Annotated in this window: 19 protein-coding genes; 7 read left to right on the top strand and 12 right to left on the bottom strand. The window is 55.8% G+C overall.

Annotated elements, in window-relative coordinates; all coding sequences use genetic code 11:
* Positions 1–15 precede the first annotated feature (15 nt).
* The 6 genes from IM265_RS09330 to syd form a co-directional block, all read right to left on the bottom strand.
* Positions 16–1,356 carry an enolase C-terminal domain-like protein gene (locus IM265_RS09330; RefSeq protein WP_069732813.1) on the bottom strand — a complete coding sequence of 447 codons (1,341 nt, stop codon included), beginning with the start codon at positions 1,354–1,356 and terminating at the stop codon, positions 16–18.
* Positions 1,356–2,711 (bottom strand): galactarate/glucarate/glycerate transporter GudP, encoded by a 1,356-nt coding sequence (gene gudP, locus IM265_RS09325; protein ID WP_041908405.1) that lies wholly within the window; start codon positions 2,709–2,711, stop codon positions 1,356–1,358. Before gudP ends, IM265_RS09330 begins: the two co-directional genes overlap by 1 nt.
* Positions 2,712–3,003: 292 nt before the next feature.
* Positions 3,004–3,453, bottom strand: coding sequence for a flavodoxin (locus tag IM265_RS09320; RefSeq protein WP_028014263.1), 450 nt, complete (start codon positions 3,451–3,453; stop codon positions 3,004–3,006).
* Between the two features lie 24 nt (positions 3,454–3,477).
* A complete protein-coding gene (gene truC, locus IM265_RS09315; protein WP_028014264.1) occupies positions 3,478–4,254 on the bottom strand; it encodes a tRNA pseudouridine(65) synthase TruC in 777 nt (258 codons plus the stop codon).
* The gene (locus IM265_RS09310; protein WP_028014265.1) at positions 4,251–4,580 is read right to left on the bottom strand and encodes a YqcC family protein; all 330 of its coding nucleotides are present in this window, start codon (positions 4,578–4,580) and stop codon (positions 4,251–4,253) included. The genes truC and IM265_RS09310 overlap by 4 nt, the downstream gene beginning before the upstream one ends.
* A 630-nt stretch (positions 4,581–5,210) precedes the next feature.
* A complete protein-coding gene (gene syd, locus IM265_RS09305; protein WP_028014266.1) occupies positions 5,211–5,756 on the bottom strand; it encodes a SecY-interacting protein in 546 nt (181 codons plus the stop codon).
* Positions 5,757–5,825: 69 nt separating this feature from the next.
* Between syd and queF the strand changes: the two genes are divergently transcribed.
* From queF to xni, 5 genes are all read left to right on the top strand, one after another.
* Entirely contained in the window at positions 5,826–6,668 is an 843-nt protein-coding gene (queF, locus tag IM265_RS09300; protein ID WP_048957216.1) for an NADPH-dependent 7-cyano-7-deazaguanine reductase QueF, read from the top strand.
* Between the two features lie 114 nt (positions 6,669–6,782).
* A complete protein-coding gene (gene ppnN, locus IM265_RS09295) occupies positions 6,783–8,147 on the top strand; it encodes a nucleotide 5'-monophosphate nucleosidase PpnN (RefSeq protein ID WP_047364454.1) in 1,365 nt (454 codons plus the stop codon).
* A gap of 514 nt (positions 8,148–8,661) precedes the next feature.
* Positions 8,662–9,957, top strand: coding sequence for an HAAAP family serine/threonine permease (locus tag IM265_RS09290; RefSeq protein ID WP_028014268.1), 1,296 nt, complete (start codon positions 8,662–8,664; stop codon positions 9,955–9,957).
* Between the two features lie 65 nt (positions 9,958–10,022).
* Positions 10,023–11,390, top strand: a complete 1,368-nt coding sequence (sdaB, locus tag IM265_RS09285) for an L-serine ammonia-lyase II (protein ID WP_028014269.1) — start codon at positions 10,023–10,025, stop codon at positions 11,388–11,390.
* Positions 11,391–11,502: 112 nt separating this feature from the next.
* Positions 11,503–12,258 carry a flap endonuclease Xni gene (gene xni, locus IM265_RS09280; protein ID WP_193031072.1) on the top strand — a complete coding sequence of 252 codons (756 nt, stop codon included), beginning with the start codon at positions 11,503–11,505 and terminating at the stop codon, positions 12,256–12,258.
* Positions 12,259–12,320: 62 nt separating this feature from the next.
* Here xni and rlmM read toward each other — a convergent pair whose 3' ends face one another.
* The 4 genes from rlmM to IM265_RS09260 form a co-directional block, all read right to left on the bottom strand.
* On the bottom strand, positions 12,321–13,421 hold the full coding sequence (gene rlmM / locus IM265_RS09275) for a 23S rRNA (cytidine(2498)-2'-O)-methyltransferase RlmM (RefSeq protein WP_028014271.1): 1,101 nt from the start codon (positions 13,419–13,421) through the stop codon (positions 12,321–12,323).
* Complete coding sequence (locus IM265_RS09270) at positions 13,414–13,809, bottom strand: DUF423 domain-containing protein (protein ID WP_028014272.1); 396 nt, start codon at positions 13,807–13,809, stop codon at positions 13,414–13,416. Before IM265_RS09270 ends, rlmM begins: the two co-directional genes overlap by 8 nt.
* Before the next feature lie 39 nt (positions 13,810–13,848).
* On the bottom strand, positions 13,849–14,766 hold the full coding sequence (gene gcvA, locus IM265_RS09265; RefSeq protein WP_014885066.1) for a glycine cleavage system transcriptional regulator GcvA: 918 nt from the start codon (positions 14,764–14,766) through the stop codon (positions 13,849–13,851).
* Positions 14,767–15,115: 349 nt separating this feature from the next.
* Positions 15,116–15,343, bottom strand: a complete 228-nt coding sequence (locus IM265_RS09260) for a YgdI/YgdR family lipoprotein (protein ID WP_008499648.1) — start codon at positions 15,341–15,343, stop codon at positions 15,116–15,118.
* A gap of 192 nt (positions 15,344–15,535) precedes the next feature.
* Here IM265_RS09260 and csdA point away from each other — a divergent pair, with 192 nt between their 5' ends.
* Positions 15,536–16,741: a cysteine desulfurase CsdA gene (csdA, locus tag IM265_RS09255; protein ID WP_193031070.1), complete on the top strand. Its 1,206-nt coding sequence runs from the start codon at positions 15,536–15,538 to the stop codon at positions 16,739–16,741.
* Positions 16,741–17,187: a cysteine desulfurase sulfur acceptor subunit CsdE gene (gene csdE, locus IM265_RS09250; protein ID WP_047364461.1), complete on the top strand. Its 447-nt coding sequence runs from the start codon at positions 16,741–16,743 to the stop codon at positions 17,185–17,187. The genes csdA and csdE overlap by 1 nt, the downstream gene beginning before the upstream one ends.
* Here csdE and tcdA read toward each other — a convergent pair.
* Positions 17,178–17,984: a tRNA cyclic N6-threonylcarbamoyladenosine(37) synthase TcdA gene (gene tcdA, locus IM265_RS09245; RefSeq protein ID WP_006811804.1), complete on the bottom strand. Its 807-nt coding sequence runs from the start codon at positions 17,982–17,984 to the stop codon at positions 17,178–17,180. The two genes, csdE and tcdA, sit on opposite strands and share 10 nt — an antisense overlap.
* A 75-nt stretch (positions 17,985–18,059) precedes the next feature.
* On the bottom strand, positions 18,060–19,157 hold the full coding sequence (gene mltA / locus IM265_RS09240; RefSeq protein WP_028014275.1) for a murein transglycosylase A: 1,098 nt from the start codon (positions 19,155–19,157) through the stop codon (positions 18,060–18,062).
* Positions 19,158–19,384 lie beyond the last annotated feature (227 nt).

Genomic DNA, 19,384 nt, shown 5'->3' with positions numbered 1-19,384 from the left:
CGTGTAATCCTTTTATCAGTGACGTCCAAAAACAGGGCGCTTACGGTCAAATGTCCAGCCGGGGATAAGGTACTGCATCGGGCCCGCGTCGTTACGCGCGCCGCCCGGTAGCTTTTTATACGCCTCATGGGCTTGATGAACCTGATCCCAGTCAAGCTCCACGCCCAGCCCCGGCGCATCGGGTACGGCAATTTTACCGTTTTTGATCTCCAGCGGATTTTTCGTCAGGCGAGCTTCGCCTTCCTGCCAAATCCAGTGGGTGTCGATGGCGGTCGGGTTACCCGGCGCCGCCGCGCCAACGTGGGTAAACATTGCCAGCGAGATATCGAAATGGTTGTTGGAGTGGCAGCCCCAGGTCAGGCCCCAGTCATCGCACAGCTGCGCCACGCGCACCGCGCCGGAGAGCGTCCAGAAGTGCGGGTCTGCCAGCGGAATGTCGACGGCGTTCAGCATCACCGCGTGGCCCATTTCGCGCCAGTTGGTGGCGATCATGTTGGTCGCAACCGGCAGCCCGGTGGCGCGGCGGAATTCGGCCATCACCTCGCGGCCTGAGAAGCCCTGCTCGGCGCCGCACGGGTCTTCCGCGTAGGTCAGCACGTCACCGAGACCTTTACACAGGCTAATCGCCTCATCCAGCAGCCAGGCGCCGTTCGGGTCAACGGTGATGCGCGCCTCCGGGAAGCGTTTTTTCAGCGCCCGGGCCGTTTCAATCTCCTGCTCGCCGGGCAGCACGCCGCCTTTCAGCTTGAAATCCTTAAAGCCGTAGCGATCCTGCGCAGCTTCAGCCAGGCGCACAACCGTCTCGCTGGAGAGCGCTTCCTGATGGCGCAGCTGATACCAGTCGTGGTCGCCCGGTGAGCGAGCCAGATAGGGGAGATCGGTTTTATTGCGATCGCCAACGTAGAACAGATAGCCCAGCACGGTGACCGCATCGCGCTGTTTGCCCGGCCCCAGCAGTTCACAGACCGGAACGTTAAGGGCTTTACCGAGTAAATCCAGCAGCGCCGCTTCCAGGGCGGCGACCGCATTGACGCGCAGTTCAAACGTCCACGCGCCCTTGCCGAAAGTATCAAAGTCCGCCGACTGATTGCCCTTATGCACCCGCTGAACCACCTTGTTCAGACGAGCCACTTCCTGGCCCACGACCTGTGGAATAGCCTCTACCAGGGTCTGGTAGATCACTTCCCCGCCGGGGGCTTCACCTACCCCGGTGTTGCCTGCGCTATCGGTCAGCACCACGATATTGCGGGTAAACCATGCGTTATGCGCGCCGCCAATATTGAGCAGCATGCTGTCCTGACCGGCCACCGGGATAACTTTCATTTCCGTGACGACAGGGCTTGATTGTGTTGTCATCATCCGCGCTCCACAACAGGTTTAAGTTCGACGCGTTTAATATCGCCCACCAACACCAGGTAACTCAGCACCGCCACCAGGGCATGCACACCAACGTAGATCAGCGCGCCGTTGAAAGACCCCGTGGTGCCGACGATGTAGCCGATAGCGATAGGTGTAACAATCCCGGAAACGTTGCCGAACATATTGAACAGACCGCCGCTCAGGCCGCTGATCTCTTTCGGTGCCGTATCCGCCATCACCGCCCAGCCCAGCGCGCCAATCCCTTTGCCGAAGAAGGCCATCGCCATAAAGCCGATAATCATCCACTCGGCACTGACGTAGTTACAGAACACCATGGTCATGGAAAGCAGCATGCCGAGCACAATCGGCGTTTTACGCGCGATGTTCAGCGAACCCGTGCGGCGCATCAGCCAGTCGGAAATGACCCCGCCAAGCACGCCGCCGATGAAGCCGCAGATTGCCGGGACCGAGGCAACAAACCCCGCTTTGAGGATCGACATGCCGCGCGCCTGCACCAGATAAACCGGGAACCAGGTGATAAAGAAGTAAGTTAAGGCGTTGATACAGTACTGACCGAGATAGATACCGATCATCATGCGCGAGCCGACGAGCTGCTTGATCTGCGCCCATTTCTGGCTGAAGGGGACTTTTGCTTTGTCAGATTTCTGATCCATATTGATCAGCGCCCCGCCCTCAGCAATGTATTCCAGCTCCTTCTTGTTCACGCCAGGGTGCTGATTCGGTTCGTGGATCACTTTCAGCCAGATAAAGCTGATGACGATCCCAAGCCCGCCCATAAAGAAGAAGACGTGCGACCAGCCCACCTCATGCGTCAGCCAGCCCATAATGGGTGCAAAGATCACCGTCGCGAAATACTGGGCGGAGTTAAAAATTGCCACCGCTGTTCCCCTCTCCTGCGCAGGAAACCAGGCCGCGACAATGCGGCTGTTGCCCGGGAAGGAAGGGGCTTCCGCCAGGCCTACCAGAAAGCGCAGCGTAAAGAGCGCCACGATAATGCCAAAGCCGCTGAAGATATCGACGAAACCCTGCAAAAGGGTAAAAGCAGACCAGATAAAGATGGACCAGAAATAGACGCGTTTAGAGCCAAAACGGTCCAGCAGCCAGCCGCCAGGAATTTGGCCGATGACGTAGGCCCACGAGAATGCAGAGAAAACGTAACCCATGCCCACCGGATCAAGGCCGATGTCTTTTGCCATTTCCGAGCCGGCAATCGACAGCGTGGCGCGGTCACCATAGTTAAAGGACGTGACGATAAACAGCATCACCACTATCCAGTAGCGGGCATTAGTGCGCTTTTCAGCGCTGCTCGCTGCGTGGCTTAATGTACTCATTGTTGCACTCCTGAAACATAGCTTTCGCCTGTTCATTCTGTACAGCACCGGTAGGGTAATCAGAATGAGATAAGTTTTGTCGTTTTAGTACGGCGTGAAGCCGTTTTATTGTGACCGGAAAAGTATATGAAGGAGTGACAGGTTCGCTCACCGTGCAGAAACACAACATTGAGGAGTGTGGGGAACGTGGTTTGAGGCATAAGCCCAAAGCAGTGGAAGATACTTCACGGAATTGAGGATTTGATGCGGCTTTGTTGCCGGGTAGCGGCTACGCCTTACCCGGCCTACGAAACTATTTAAGAAGCGTTGCCCAGTGTTCAACCCACGGGTTCGACTCGCTTTCGGGTTCAGGATGCTCACCGGCATCAATCAGCAGCATCTCGCCGACGCGCTGGGCGCTCTGTTCCTGAAGAAGCGCATCGAACTGCTTGCCGCCGCCGCAGAAGTTGGCGTAAGAGCTATCGCCCAGGGCAATGATGCCGTAGTGAACGTCCGGCTGGTAGCCAAGTCGATCTTTAATGCCCTGGAAAAGCGGCACGATGCTGTCCGGGAGATCGCCCTGACCGGTGGTGGAGGTCACTACCAGAATGTATTTATCTTTATACTTTTCCCAGTCCGCCAGTTCCGGGTCTTCATAGACCGTGGCTTTATGGCCCTGGCTTGTCAAAATCGCCTCAGCCTCTTCCGCTACCAGCAGCGAGTTGCCGTACATTGTGCCGACAAAAATGCCTACTTCAGCCATGCTTTGCTCCCGTAATTATTGCGCTTACCGTTCATCCTGAACGTTGCCTGATACAAACTCAACCCTTTCATTTTCGGGGAGTTGTCCCCGCCAGCCAAACTGTGACAACGCCTGCATCCAGACGTCGTCCAGCCCGGCACGAATAATCAGTGGTTCACCGGTAAACGGGTGAGTCAGGCTAAGCTCGCTGGCGTGAAGCATCAGTCTGTTACAGCCAAAATGCTCTGCCGCGCTGCGGTTCTGGCGCAGATCGCCGTGCTTGCTGTCGCCAATAATCGGGTGGCGCAGGTGCGCAAGATGACGGCGAAGCTGGTGCTTGCGTCCGGTTTTGGGCAAAAGCTCAACCAGGCTGTAGCGTGTGGTGGGGAATTTGCTGGTTGCTACCGGCATTTCCGTTGTCGCCATGCCGCGATAATCCGTCACCGCGGGCTGCGGGCCTTTGTCATCGCGGGCAAATTTATCGGCGATTTTGTCCAGCTCCTCCACCAGCGGATAGTCCAGCGTGGCGGATTCGGTCAGCCAGCCACGAACGATCGCGTGGTAGCGCTTCTGGATCTGGTGCTGTTCGAACTGCTGCGCCAGCAGGCGGCCCGCCTCGCTGGAAAGCCCCATCAGCAGCACGCCGGAAGTCGGTCTGTCGAGGCGGTGCGCGGTAAACACATGCTGACCAATCTGGTCGCGCACGGTTTGCATCACCACCACTTTCTCATCGCGATCCAGCCAGCTGCGGTGCACCAGCCAGCCAGACGGTTTATTCACCGCCACCAGCCACTCGTCCTGATAGAGGATTTCCAGCGTCATGCCTCTTCACCGGCAAACAGGGCGTCCAGTTTTTCCAGCTCAACCAGCATCACATCGCGCGCAGGGTGCGTCGCCTCAAGCGCCATTTCATAGTAGGGAGAAACGGCGAACGCCTGCGGCAAAGGGTGGCCGCCTTCCAGCAGCGCGTGCATGCGCGGAATTAATACCCACTGGAGCCACTCGAACGGTGCCAGCGTATCCAGGCAGAATGGCTGGGTACTGGCAAACGCTTCCGGATTCGGCGCGGTCTCCTGCCACAGCTGATGCTGGCGCAAAAGGGCTTCGATGGCGTGCAACTGAGCACGAACGCTATCGTGTTGCGTCATAGTAACCTCAACTGAAAAAGTGAACGGCGCGCAGCATAGCATTGCGGAAGACAGAAATAAAAAAGGGAGCACTGTAAAAACAGTGCTCCCGGTTCGTTTCGCAGCATTCCAGCTACAATTCGTGCTCCCTGCTCTTCCGTGACAACTTTTCCTGATGCCCGAAGGCCTGGTCATCCTTATACCTTTTGCATCCTGCACACATCTTCCTGACGTGTTTGTTTCATCCTGAAACGTCCTGGCCTTCCTGACCCACCGACCATCCTGTTCGGTTCTCGTTCTCCTTCCTGGAGGTGTCCCTTACGCGTCCTGCGTTATCCTTTTGCTTCATCCTGAAGCCTTCCTGCAGCGCCATCCTGACGTGTCCTGAGTAAGAAACGCCATCATCCTGATGTTCGTTTCTCGTGTCGGCGTCCTGTCGACGGAGATAGAATCCGCTATTCCGCTTCGTCTTACAACCCACCCTTGCAGCACTGTAAGCCGTAAGAAATCCCTAAAAAAGATGCGATGAACAACTAATTCTTTGAAAAACAGAGTGATATTAATCTGAATTAAATAAGGCAATACTGAATGATCCAGCGATCTCTCACAAACCTTGTAAGAGATCTCTCACACGCGTCGTAGCATCATGGATTACAGAAGTGGCTCAAGCCGGGTAAGGAAATCCGCAAGAGAGGGGGCGAGCGTTTCGCGATTGCGGGTACCGATGGTCTCTTTAATCACTTCCCCGGACAGGTTGCAGACGGATATCACATCCAGTTCGCTGTCCAGCGTGGCAATAAAGAGCGTCGGAGAAAGCTTAAGGCGTTTTTGCGTGACCAGATGACCAATCAGGTTTTCCTGAACACGCTGCAGATCGTCTTCGCTCCAGGTCTGCAACAGCGTCAGCGTCAAATCACCCAAGCGCGCGGGCATATCCCCTGCAAACTGCGTGGCATAAAACGCGTGAACCGCTGGTTGTACCACAAGGTCCATAGCCCGTTCAACCGCATTTACATTTTGCTCAGCGGTATTGGGCTTCGGCTGCCAGATAACATAGTCATCCTGCGAAGAGATAATGCACGGCGACGGCACGCCATATAAATCAGCGCTTTGCGGCCATGTTCCGTGCTTTTCATGCCACGCGTCGCAATAGCGGGTTGTAAAGGTAGTAAGGGCATTTGCAGTTTCGATGTCCACCGATTTCTCTCTTCTTGTAAGACAGGATAAACTCTGCCCATAAGTGTACCTGTAAAGTGGCTATGAAACATGTCTTACGAAAATCATCAGGCGTTAACCGGCCTAACACTGGGTAAATCGACCGATTACCGCGATACCTACGATGCAAGCCTGCTGCAGGGCGTGCCGCGCAGCCTGAACCGCGATCCTCTTGGACTGCATGCGGACGCATTGCCGTTTGTCGGCGGCGATATCTGGACGCTGTACGAACTCTCCTGGCTTAACGCGCGCGGTCTGCCGCAGGTGGCCGTGGGCCACGTTGAGCTGGACTATGCCAGCGTGAACCTGGTCGAGTCCAAAAGCTTTAAGCTCTATCTCAACAGCTTCAACCAGACCCGATTCAACAGCTGGGACGAGGTTCAGCAAACGCTGGAGCGGGATTTAGCCGCCTGCGCGCAGGGGAACGTGTCCGTCTCGTTATACCGCCTGCACGAGCTGGAAGGACAGCCCATTGCCCATTTCCACGGAACCTGCATCGACGAGCAGGACATCGAGGTGGAGAATTATGAATTCAGCGCCGATTACCTCGAAAACGCGGCGGGCGGAAAAGTGGTTGAAGAGACGCTGGTCAGCCATTTGCTGAAGTCCAACTGCCTGATTACCCACCAGCCGGACTGGGGTTCGGTGCAGATCCAGTACCGAGGCCCGAAAATTGACCGGGAAAAACTGCTGCGCTATCTGGTGTCGTTCCGCCATCACAACGAATTTCACGAGCAGTGCGTGGAGCGTATTTTTAACGATATTCAGCGTTTCTGCCAGCCGGAGAAACTGAGCGTTTACGCGCGCTATACCCGCCGTGGCGGGCTGGACATTAACCCGTGGCGCACTAACACCGATTTTGTGCCGGCAACGGGCCGGCTGGTGCGTCAATAATATAAATATTTTCACAATATGCGTGCGGTATTCCGCCGAAGTGTTGTGAAACGTCACGCGCCAGGGCTATTGTAATCAAAGGGAATGACGATAATCGTCCCATAAGGAGCTCACTTGATTACACATATTAGCCCGCTTGGCTCAATGGATATGTTGTCGCAGCTGGAAGTGGACATGCTTAAACGCACGGCCAGCAGCGATCTTTATCAACTGTTTCGTAACTGTTCACTTGCCGTACTGAACTCCGGAAGCCTGACAGATAACAGTAAAGAACTGCTGTCCCGCTTCGAAAGCTTTGATATTAACGTGCTGCGCCGCGAGCGTGGCGTGAAACTGGAAGTGATCAACCCGCCGGAAGAGGCCTTTGTCGACGGGCGTATCATTCGTTCTCTTCAGGCCAACCTGTTTGCCGTCCTGCGCGACATCCTGTTTGTTAACGGGCAGATTCACAACGCGGGCCGCTTCCAGCATCTCGACCTGGAAAGCTCCGTTCATATCACCAACCTGGTGTTCTCTATTCTGCGCAACGCCCGCGCCCTGCACGTTGGCGAAGCACCAAACATGGTCGTCTGCTGGGGCGGCCACTCGATTAACGAAACCGAATATCTCTATGCCCGTCGGGTCGGAACACAGCTTGGCCTGCGCGAGCTGAATATCTGTACCGGCTGTGGTCCGGGTGCAATGGAAGCACCAATGAAAGGTGCAGCCGTGGGTCATGCGCAGCAGCGTTACAAAGAGGGGCGGTTTATCGGCATGACCGAGCCGTCAATCATCGCCGCTGAGCCGCCTAACCCGCTGGTCAATGAGCTGATTATCATGCCGGATATCGAGAAGCGTCTTGAGGCGTTTGTTCGTATCGCTCACGGGATTATCATCTTCCCGGGCGGCGTGGGAACGGCGGAAGAGCTGCTCTATCTGCTGGGGATTCTGATGAACCCGGCCAACAAAGATCAGGTTCTGCCGCTGATCCTGACCGGCCCGAAAGAGAGCGCCGACTACTTCCGCGTGCTGGACGAGTTTATCGTGCATACGCTGGGAGAAGCCGCGCGTCGTCACTATCGCATCATCATTGATGATGCGGCGGAAGTGGCGCGCCAGATGAAAAAAGCGATGCCGCTGGTGAAAGAGAATCGTCGTGATACCGGTGATGCGTACAGCTTTAACTGGTCAATCCGTATTGCGCCTGACCTGCAAATCCCGTTCGAGCCGACCCATGAAAATATGGCGAACCTGAAACTCTACCCGGACCAGCCGGTGGAAGTGCTGGCCGCCGACCTGCGTCGCGCCTTCTCCGGGATTGTGGCGGGCAACGTGAAGGAGATGGGCATCCGCGCGATTGAGCAGTATGGTCCGTACAAGATCCACGGCGACCCGAAGATGATGCGCCGTATGGACGACATGCTTCAGGGCTTTGTGGCTCAACACCGCATGAAGTTGCCGGGTTCAGCCTACATTCCGTGCTACGAAATCTGCACGTAACGCTCAGTTTCTTCTTCTCAAAGCCGGGGCACCCTGTAGCGGGTCCCGGCTTTTTTATTAGCGAATCAATTCATAGGCCTCACTTATAACTTAAACAAACTTACGGCGAACGCAATCGATTACCTCCATTTAACAACCGTAATTTATCAGCCTTAAACTAAATTACCCGCAAGAAAATCCTAAAAAGCCATATCTTTACAGCGGAAGACACCTATATTGCGGGCCGCTCTTTTAGCCCACATGTCGTTGGTGGTAGCCTTCGCGCCCGTAAATTCTATTTGATGTTTTTTTAACAGATAAATGGTCTAAAGATGCCCACATCATAAGTGGATTATTGCATTTGGGATCGCGATCACTGATAGATTCATAACGAGAATGTATCTTTCCGCCCGCCAATAGTTACGGGCGAAAATTATTAAAAAACCGTCACTGAACGAATTTCATATTACCGTCAGGCACTTTTTCATCGGATTTGACTAAAAACCTGACAATTTGCTTCCTCCAGGAGATACAGATGGAAACCACTCAAACCAGCACCGTTGCTTCGATTGAATCCCGAAGTGGTTGGCGCAAAACGGATACCATGTGGATGCTGGGCCTTTACGGCACGGCAATCGGCGCTGGTGTACTGTTCCTTCCTATCAACGCAGGCGTCGGCGGTCTGATTCCGCTGATCATCATGGCCATCATCGCCTTCCCGATGACCTACTTCGCACACCGCGGTCTGACCCGCTTCGTGCTGTCCGGTAAAAACCCGGGCGAAGACATCACCGAAGTGGTTGAAGAACATTTCGGCGTTGGCGCTGGTAAATTGATTACCCTGCTCTACTTCTTCGCGATTTACCCAATCCTGCTCGTCTACAGCGTGGCGATCACCAACACCGTTGAAAGCTTCATGACGCACCAGCTGCACATGACGCCGCCACCGCGTGCCATTCTGTCTCTGATCCTGATCGTCGGCATGATGACCATCGTGCGCTTCGGCGAGCAGATGATTGTTAAGGCCATGAGCGTGCTGGTCTTCCCGTTTGTGGCTGCGCTGATGCTGCTGGCCTGCTACCTGATCCCACAGTGGAACGGTGCAGCGCTGGAAACCCTGTCCCTGAGCAGCGCGTCTGCGACCGGTAACGGCCTGCTGATGACCCTGTGGCTGGCGATCCCGGTAATGGTCTTCTCCTTCAACCACTCCCCAATCATCTCCTCTTTCGCCGTGGCGAAACGCGAAGAGTACGGTAACGGTGCAGAGAAGAAGTGCTCCAGCATCCTGGCCCGCGCTCACGTGATGATGGTGCTGACCGTGATGTTCTTCGTCTTCAGCTGCGTACTGAGCCTCTCCCCGGCGGATCTGGCGGCAGCGAAAGAACAGAACATCTCTATTCTGTCTTACCTGGCGAACCACTTTAACGCACCGCTGATTGCGTGGATGGCACCGATCATCGCGATGATCGCCATCACCAAATCCTTCCTGGGCCACTACCTGGGCGCGCGTGAAGGCTTCAACGGTATGGTGATTAAATCTCTGCGCGGTAAAGGCAAGAGCATTGAAATCAACAAGCTGAACAAAATCACTGCACTGTTCATGCTGCTCACCACCTGGGCGGTAGCGACCCTGAACCCAAGCATCCTGGGCATGATTGAAACCCTGGGTGGCCCGGTTATCGCGATGATTCTGTTCCTGATGCCGATGTACGCAATTCAGAAAGTGCCTGCCATGCGCAAGTACAGCGGCCAGGTCAGCAACGTGTTTGTGGTTATCATGGGCCTTATCGCTATCTCTGCGATCTTCTACTCCCTGTACACCATGTTCTGATGAACGCCCGCGCCGCCTTCGGGCGGCGCACTCCTCCCCCTCTGACTGAAAGCAATGGACGCATCATGATTAGCGTATTCGATATTTTCAAAATCGGTATTGGTCCTTCCAGCTCTCACACCGTCGGACCAATGAAAGCCGGTAAGCAGTTCACGGATGACTTGATTGCACGCGGCATTCTGCACGACATCACCCGCGTGGTTGTCGATGTGTACGGCTCGCTTTCCCTGACCGGGAAAGGCCACCATACCGATATCGCCATTATCATGGGCCTGGCGGGAAATCTGCCGGATACCGTTGATATTGACGCGATCCCTGGCTTCATCCAGGACGTGAACACCCACGGTCGTTTGCTGCTGGCAAACGGTGAGCATGAGGTTGAATTCCCGGTTGACCACTGCATGAATTTCCATGCGGACAACCTGTCGCTGCACGAAAACGGCATGCGCATAACCGCGCTGGCCGGCGACAAAGCGGTTTACAGCCAGACGTATTACTCCATCGGCGGCGGCTTTATCGTCGATGAAGACCACTTTGGTCAAACCACCACCTCTTCTGTTGAGGTGCCGTATCCGTACAAAACCGCGGCAGATCTCCAGCGCCACTGCCAGGAGACGGGGCTTTCCCTCTCCGGCCTGATGATGAAAAACGAGCTGGCCCTTCACAGCAAAGAGGAGCTGGAACAGCATTTCGCTAGCGTCTGGGAAGTGATGCGCGGCGGCATTGAGCGCGGGATCACCACCGAAGGCGTTCTGCCGGGCAAGCTTCGCGTACCGCGTCGTGCGGCGGCGCTACGTCGTATGCTGGTGAGCACCGACAAAACGACAACGGACCCGATGGCCGTCGTCGACTGGATCAACATGTTCGCCCTGGCGGTGAACGAAGAGAACGCCGCAGGGGGCCGCGTCGTCACGGCGCCAACCAACGGTGCCTGCGGTATCGTTCCGGCCGTGCTGGCGTACTACGACAAGTTTATCCGTGAAGTGAACGCTAACTCCCTGGCGCGCTACCTGCTGGTCGCCAGCGCGATTGGTTCTCTGTATAAAATGAACGCTTCCATTTCCGGTGCGGAAGTAGGCTGTCAGGGCGAAGTCGGCGTGGCATGCTCCATGGCGGCAGCGGGCCTGGCGGAACTGTTGGGCGCAAGCCCGGCGCAGGTCTGCATCGCTGCGGAAATCGGCATGGAACATAACCTGGGGCTAACCTGCGATCCGGTTGCCGGACAGGTACAGGTGCCGTGCATCGAGCGTAACGCCATCGCCTCCGTCAAGGCGGTGAACGCGGCGCGTATGGCGCTGCGCCGCACCAGTGAGCCGCGCGTCTGTCTCGATAAAGTTATCGAAACCATGTACGAAACCGGTAAAGATATGAACGCCAAATACCGCGAAACCTCTCGCGGCGGCCTGGCGATGAAGATCGTAACCTGCGATTAAGCCTCTCATGAAGCCTCGTTTTGCGAGGCTTCTTCCTGTTTTCCCTCACGCTATTCGTTTCATCCTGCCGACAGTGATACCCTTTACCCATTAGATTTAAGGGAGAATATCTGTGGCTGTTCATTTGCTTATCGTCGACGCGCTCAATCTGATTCGCCGAATCCATGCGGTACAAGGCACGCCCTGCAAGGACACCTGCCTGCACGCGCTGGAGCAGCTTATTCGCCACAGCGAGCCGACGCACGTCGTGGCCGTGTTTGATGACGAAGCGCGCAACAGCGGCTGGCGACATCAGCGCCTGCCCGACTACAAAGCCGGACGCGCGCCGATGCCGGACGATCTGCATGCCGAAATGCCCGCCCTGCGTGCCGCCTTTGAGCAGCGTGGCATCCCCTGCTGGGGTGCACAGGGCAATGAAGCCGACGATCTCGCGGCCACCCTGGCCGTAAAAGTGGCAAGTGCCGGGCATCAGGCCACTATCGTTTCAACTGACAAAGGCTACTGCCAGCTGCTCTCCCCAACTATCCGCATTCGCGACTATTTTCAAAAACGCTGGCTGGACGCGCCGTTTATTGCCAGCGAGTTCGGCGTCTTGCCTGAGCAACTGCCGGATTATTGGGGTCTGGCAGGCATCAGCAGCTCTAAGGTTCCGGGTGTCGCCGGTATTGGACCAAAGAGCGCCGCCCAGTTGCTGACCGATTTTCAGAGTCTGGAAGGGATTTACGCCCGTCTGGATGAGGTGCCAGAAAAGTGGCGCAAGAAGCTGGAGGCGCATAAAGAGATGGCGTTTATCTGCCGCGAGGTGGCGACGCTACAGACGGATTTACAGCTGGACGGGAATTTACAGCAGTTGCGGTTAGAACGTTAAAACGTCAACACGGTTTTGTAGGCCCGGTAAGCTCAGCGCCACCGGGCAAAACAAAGCACGCACTATCGCTCGTCGCGACGTCCGCCTACGGCCGCCCACCAGCGACGAATGTGTACCGTCACCTCTTCGCGGTCGTGGTACAACTGACGCGCCTGGATCTCCACGTTAATACCGTGCTCATCCAGCTGTGCCTGAATATAGGCCAGGTTCTGGGATACCTCCTCGTAGCGCTTTTTCATCGGCAGCTTGAGGTTGAAAATGGTCTCACGGCACCAGCCGTTCACCAGCCAGGAGGCCATCAGCGCGGCCACTTTTGCCGGCTTCTCCACCATGTCGCACACCATCCACGAGATGTTGTTGCGGGTTGGGCGATAGCGGAAACCGTCTTCTCGCAGCCAGGTGACCTGTCCTGTGTCCATCAGGCTTTGCGCCATTGGGCCGTTATCCACAGACGACACCCACATGTTGCGTTTCACCAGCTGATAGGTCCAGCCGCCCGGGCACGCGCCAAGGTCGACGGCATACATGCCGTTAGCCAGACGCTCGTCCCACTCATCTGCCGGGATAAAGACGTGAAACGCCTCTTCCAGCTTCAGGGTTGAACGGCTCGGCGCATCTGCCGGGAACTTCAGGCGCGGGATGCCCATAAAGAATGGCGAATTGTTATTGGTGTACGAATAGCCCGCATAGCAGCAGCCCGGTGCGATAAAGAAGATATGCACCACCGGACGCTTCGGCGTTTCGTAGTTTGTCAGTATGCCCGCGTCACGCAGCGCTGCGCGCAGCGGCACGGTGAACTTACGGCAAAACTTCATCAGCTCTTTGCTTTCGTTGGTATCGGCAACCTCAACGCGCAGGTCGCCGCCCTTCTCCACCACGCCCTGCAGCATGCCCACAATCGGCGTGATGCGATCTTCCGGCGGAAGATCTTTCAGCAACTCACCCGCGACGAACATCTGGCGGGCGAAAATCAGCGAGCTGAACGGCAGCTCGCGCGCCAGCTTGTCGGCGTCTTCAGGCTGATAACACTCGAATACCACATAGCCCGCATTTTCTTTTACGCGAGCAAAGCCGAAGACTTCGCGCTTCGCCGCTTTATCGGTAATTTCCGCGGCGCACTCTTTCTCAAACCCCGGGCGACAATATAAAACAACCTTATTCATGAACAACGCCCTTGCGTTTCAGACGGATAGCTCCGATAAACATTAATACCCAACCCGCCAGGAAGCTCACGCCGCCGACAGGTGTAACAAACGCCCACAGGCGCAAATGCGAGAGGGCCAGACAGTAAAGGCTGCCGCTAAACAGCACGGTACCCAGCGCCATAAATACGCTACTCCAGTAAAACCAGATGCTTATCCGGCGCTGCATCGCTACCGCCAGCCCAAAAATAGCCAGCGTATGAAACGCCTGGTATTCAAGGCCGGTCTGGATCCAGCCCATCTCGACGGCGCCCAAAGACTTGCTCAATACGTGCGCGCCAAAGGCGCCCAGTGCAACAAAAATAAAGCCACTCACCGCGGCAAAAATCAGCATGAATCGGCTGGTCATGTTTAAGTCCTGAATTAATGCGTGCCCGGCACACAAACGTTATTGTTCATACCTGAAGCGGAATTTTTCTTGCTCGCTTGCCGCTTTCGCCAGTATCCACTGCCGGAAGGCGGCTATTTTACCCAGTTCTGCCTGACTGTCATGACAAACCAGATAAAATGCATTCTTGCTGACCAGTACATCATTAAAAGGGCAAACCAGACGGCCTGCCTCAATTTCGGACTGCGCCATCACGTTGTTCGCCAACGCCACGCCCTGTCCGTGAATGGCAGCCTGTAGCACCATCGCACTATGGCTAAAAATGGGGCCCTGCTGCACGTTTATATGACTAAGACCTAATTGACGGGTATAAGTTTGCCAGTCGCGGCGAGAGGCATCATGTAAAAGCGTATGCTGCGCCAGGTCAGCGGGCGTTTTTAGCGCCTTGTCGCCTGTTAAAAGCAGAGGCGAACAGACCGGCAGCAGATATTCTGCGTATAATTTCTCGACACGCAAGCCCGGCCAGTTGCCGCGACCATAAAAAATGGCGACATCCACATCATCGGCCAGCTTGTCTTCCTGACGATCCACCGCCTGGATTCGAACGTCGATCCCCGGATAAGCTGAGTTAAAGCTTGAGAGTCTTGGCACCAACCACTGAATGGCAAAACTGGGCAATAAACTAACAGTCAGGGCACCTTTTGCACTGCGGGCCTGCAGCTTACGCGTGGCTTCCGTGAGCTGGGAAAAAATCTCTTTAATATCCTGAAAATAGCTCTGCCCCTCTTCGGTCAACAGCAAGGAACGATTGCGTCGGCGGAACAGCTTAAGGCCCAGGAAATCCTCCAGGGACTTGATTTGGTGACTTACTGCGGCCTGTGTCACAAAAAGCTCATCTGCCGCACGGGTGAAGCTCAGGTGACGTGCTGCTGCATCAAAAACGCGTAATGCATTAAGGGGTGGCAATCGCTTTGACATGGTTATCTGGCTTAGATGTTAACGGAATTTAACAAACAGGAAACAACGTTTAACCTATTAGTTTTTTTTATCTGAGCCATTATAATTTGTCCGTTGAGGAACTACCAGCAAATACCTATAGTGGCGGCACTTCCTGAGCCGGAACGAAGAGCTTTTTTCGGAATGCGTGTTCTGAAGGGCTTTTGGCTTACGGTTGTGATGTTGTGTTGTTGTGTTTGCAATTGGTCTGCGATTCAGACCACGGTAGCAACGCTACCAATTTTTCACTTCCTGTACATTTACCCTGTCTGTCCATAGTGATTAATGTAGCACCGCCAATTTGCGGTGCTTTTTTTTCGCCTGCGATCGGTTAATGCTCGATCTCTTTCATCTCTTTCACGTCCGTGCGGTTGATCTGCTGCTTGTTCCCGTTAGCATCTTTGTACGAAATCATCCCGGTATCGTTATCGGTAGTCGGTTTCCCTTCCGAAACGATAGAACGACCATCGTTTGTGTGCATCACGTAGTTGTTACCAGAACAGGCGCTCAGGGCAAAAGTAAACGCACAGGCAGAAATGATTGCAGCTGTCTTATTCATGATTATTCTCCTTTAGCAATTAATGCTATTCAAACCTCGATTTATAACAGGCTAAAACATCCGCCTAACACTATTTAGCATAACCTGCTTTTTCGAGGTCGCCAGGATAAGCAGACAAATCTGATAGATATCAACCTCCTTGCCCTGCCGCTGAAATTGCGCGACGATCTCTCTATCGACACGAGGAATTCCATGAACGCTTTCAGTCCTGCGCAGTTTCGCGCACAGTTTCCGGCGCTGGCCGATGCCGGTATTTATCTTGATAGCGCCGCCACGGCCCTGAAGCCCAAGGCGGTGATAGAGGCCACGCAGCAGTTCTACAGCCTGAGCGCCGGCAACGTACATCGCAGCCAGTTTGCCGAAGCGCAGCGCCTGACCGCGCGCTATGAAGCCGCACGCGATCAGGTTGCGCGCCTGATCAATGCCGAAAGCGGGAAAAATATCGTCTGGACGCGCGGTACGACTGAAGCCATCAATATGGTGGCCCAGTGCTATGCCCGCCCGCTGCTGCAGCCAGGGGACGAGATCATTGTCAGCGAAGCAGAGCACCACGCTAACCTGGTGCCGTGGCTGATGGTGGCTGAGCAAACGGGCGCGCGCGTTGTTAAGCTCCCGTTGAGTGCAGACTTTCTGCCTGACGTGGCCCGTCTCCCTGAGCTGATTACCCCCCGCAGCCGCATTCTGGCGCTGGGGCAGATGTCCAACGTCACCGGCGGCTGTCCGGATCTGGCTCGCGCCATTGAGATTGCCCATGCCAGCGGCGTGGTGGTGATGGTCGACGGTGCTCAGGGCGTGGTTCATTTCCCCGCTGATGTGCAGGCGCTGGATATCGACTTCTACGCCTTCTCCGGGCACAAACTCTACGGGCCAACCGGGATTGGCGCGCTGTACGGTAAGCCAGAACTGCTGGCCAAAATGACGCCGTGGCTCGGCGGCGGCAAAATGATTACCGAGGTGACCTTCGACGGTTTTAAAACGCAGGAGGTGCCTTACCGTCTGGAAGCGGGCACGCCGAACGTGGCCGGGGTCATCGGCCTCAGCGCCGCACTTGAATGGCTGGCGGAAACGGACGCGGTTCAGGCGGAAAGCTGGAGCCGAGGGCTGGCGACGCTGGCAGAGGAAGAACTGAAAAAACGCCCGGGTTTCCGCTCGTTCCGCGTTCAGGATTCCAGCCTGCTCGCCTTTGATTTTGCTGGCGTGCATCATAGCGATATGGTGACGCTGCTGGCCGGATACGGCATTGCCCTGCGCGCAGGACAGCACTGCGCCCAGCCGCTGCTGGCGGCGCTTGGCGTAAGCGGTACGCTGCGCGCCTCGTTTGCGCCGTATAATACCCAAAGCGATGTCGACGCGCTGGTTAGCGCCGTTGACCGCGCCCTTGAAATACTGGTGGATTAATGACTAGCGCTGCTTTAGCCGGACATCCGTTTGGCACGGTCATCACTGAAGAGACCTTAAAACAGACCTTCGCCCCGCTCCAGCAGTGGGAAGATAAATATCGTCAGCTGATCCTGCTGGGTAAACAGCTCCCAGCTCTTTCCGACGATCTTAAAGCGCAGGCGAAAGAAATTGCGGGCTGTGAAAACCGCGTCTGGCTGGGCGTGAGCGTCTCCGGCGAGAAGCTGCATTTCTTCGGCGACAGCGAAGGGCGCATCGTCCGGGGCCTGCTGGCGGTCCTGTTAACCGCCATTGAGGGGAAAAGCGCGGCGGAATTGTTAACGCACTCGCCGCTGGCGCTGTTCGACGAACTGGGGCTGCGCGCGCAGCTTAGCGCCTCGCGCGGTCAGGGCCTGATCGCGCTCAGCGACGCGGTGCTGGACGCCGCACGTCAGGCTCAGGCCTGACGTTCCGCCTTCGCCATCATCTTCTTCAGGGCGTGAGAGACCGCCACAAAGCCAAAAGAGGCGGTTACCATGGTGGCCGCCCCAAAGCCTGACGCGCAGTCCATGCGTTTTGGCCCTTCCGCCGTGCTTTTCATCGCACAAACTGAACCATCCGCCTGCGGGTAGACCAGCGCTTCGGTGGAGAACACGCAGTCGACGCCTAGCTTGCCCTTGCTGTTCTTCACCACATTGAAGTCGCTCTTCAGGCGTTCACGCAGCTTGGCAGCCAGCGGATCCTGAATGGTTTTCGCCAGATCGGCAACCTGGATCTGCGTGGGATCGATTTGCCCGCCCGCGCCGCCGGTCGTGACCAGCGGCACCTTGTAACGACGGCAGTATGCGATCAGCGCCGCTTTAGGCCGCACGCTGTCGATGGCGTCAATCACATAGCTGTAGCCTTTGCTCATGTACTCCGCGACGTTATCTGCCGTCACAAAGTCGTCGATCACCGTCACCCGACACTCCGGATTGATGAGGCGAATGCGCTCCGCCATCACCTCGGACTTCGCCAAACCGACGTTATCACGCAGGGCGTGGATCTGACGGTTAGTGTTGGTCACACAAACGTCATCCATATCAATCAGCGTGATTGCGCCAATCCCGGTTCTCGCCAGCGCTTCCGCCGCCCAGGAGCCGACACCGCCAATGCCCACGACGCAGACGTGCGCATCCGCAAACAGCTGCAGGGCTTTTTCACCATAGAGACGTGCCGTGCCGCCAAAACGCTGGCGCCAGGCATCGCTGATTACCACAGACATAAAACCTCAGATGTAAAAAGGGTGAGGTTTTCCTCACCCTGAACAGTAATCCGTATTGCGCTCAGAATACCACAATCAGCCGCTGAATACGTTTCCGGTGCCCGGCGCGGCCTTAAGCACCCATACGCGTCCGTAGTGGTTATACCAGCCTGCACGGTGACCAGCATCCGGGCCAATGCCCTGATAGATATCAAAGTGCTGTCCCTTAATCGCTCCGCCCACATCCAGGGCTACCATCAGACGCAGCTCATATTTGCCGTTGAACTTGCCGTTGTTGTCGAGCAGAGGGACTTCCGCCAGCAGCGTGGTACCCGCAGGAATGATAGAACGATCCGATGCCACCGACGCGCGGCCAATCAGCGGCACGGCGCTGGCCCCTTTCACCGGGGCGAAGTTTTGCGGCTTGAAGAAGACGAACGATGGGTTCTGCTCCAGCAGCTCGCGCACCTCGGCTTCACTGTGCTTTTCGCCCCACTCGCGGATCGCCTGCATCGACATATCTTCTTTTTTCACTTCGCCGCGGTCAATCAGCACCTTACCGATGCTGCGGTAGGCATGGCCGTTTTTCCCGGCATAGCTGAAGAAGTTGAGCGGTGAACCGTCGCCAAAATCAATGTAGCCGCTGCCCTGCACGTCCATGATGAAATTATCCATCAGGGAGTTGCTGTAGGCCAGGACGTAGTTTTCGCTCAGCGCACCGGCGTAGATTTCGGCGCGGGACGGCAGACGGCCGCGTTTTGGCGGCATACGGTAGATAGGGTACTGGAACTCGCCCTGGCGCGTGTGTCGCGCCTGAACCACGGGCGTATAATAGCCGGTGAACTGGACGTTGCCGTAGTTATCTGCCCCTTCCATTTGCCAGGCATCAATACCAAACTGGCGCATGTTGCGCGTATCGCCGCCCGCCTTCAGCCAGTCCTGTACCGCGCTATAAACATTGTTCTGTGAGCTATACAGACGCGGCGACGCATTGCGGATCTGGTAGACCTGCTCGGAGAAATCACCGGCGTTGATCGGCGCGCCAACGGCGTCAGGCTGATTAACTAAAGAGAAAGGCTGGGATAACTTCCCGTCTTTATACTGCTGACCGCGATCGGTCGGTTTGGAAGAACAGGCCGCAAGAATCGCTACCATTGCGCCCGCCATCAGATACTTCGCCCAACGTCCTTTCATTATATCTCGTCTTTAAGTTGCCCATTTCCGCGTGATGAAGATAACAAACCGACAAAGCGAATGAAATGCGATCGCATGCCCTTTGGCAAATTCAGAGCAAAAAATAGTCTAAATGTCGCAATGCCGTTCACTTTACATACAAAGTTAATGATTTATGTGAAAAAGGGGTTGCATCACAAACCTATCCGAGTATAGTGCGCTTCCACGGACGCGGGGTGGAGCAGCCT

The organism is Enterobacter cloacae complex sp. P17RS (assembly GCF_014895885.1).
Lineage (GTDB): Bacteria > Pseudomonadota > Gammaproteobacteria > Enterobacterales > Enterobacteriaceae > Enterobacter > Enterobacter bugandensis.
Note: the sequence above shows the minus strand (reverse complement) of the source record. Positions and strands in the feature narration are given on the sequence as shown.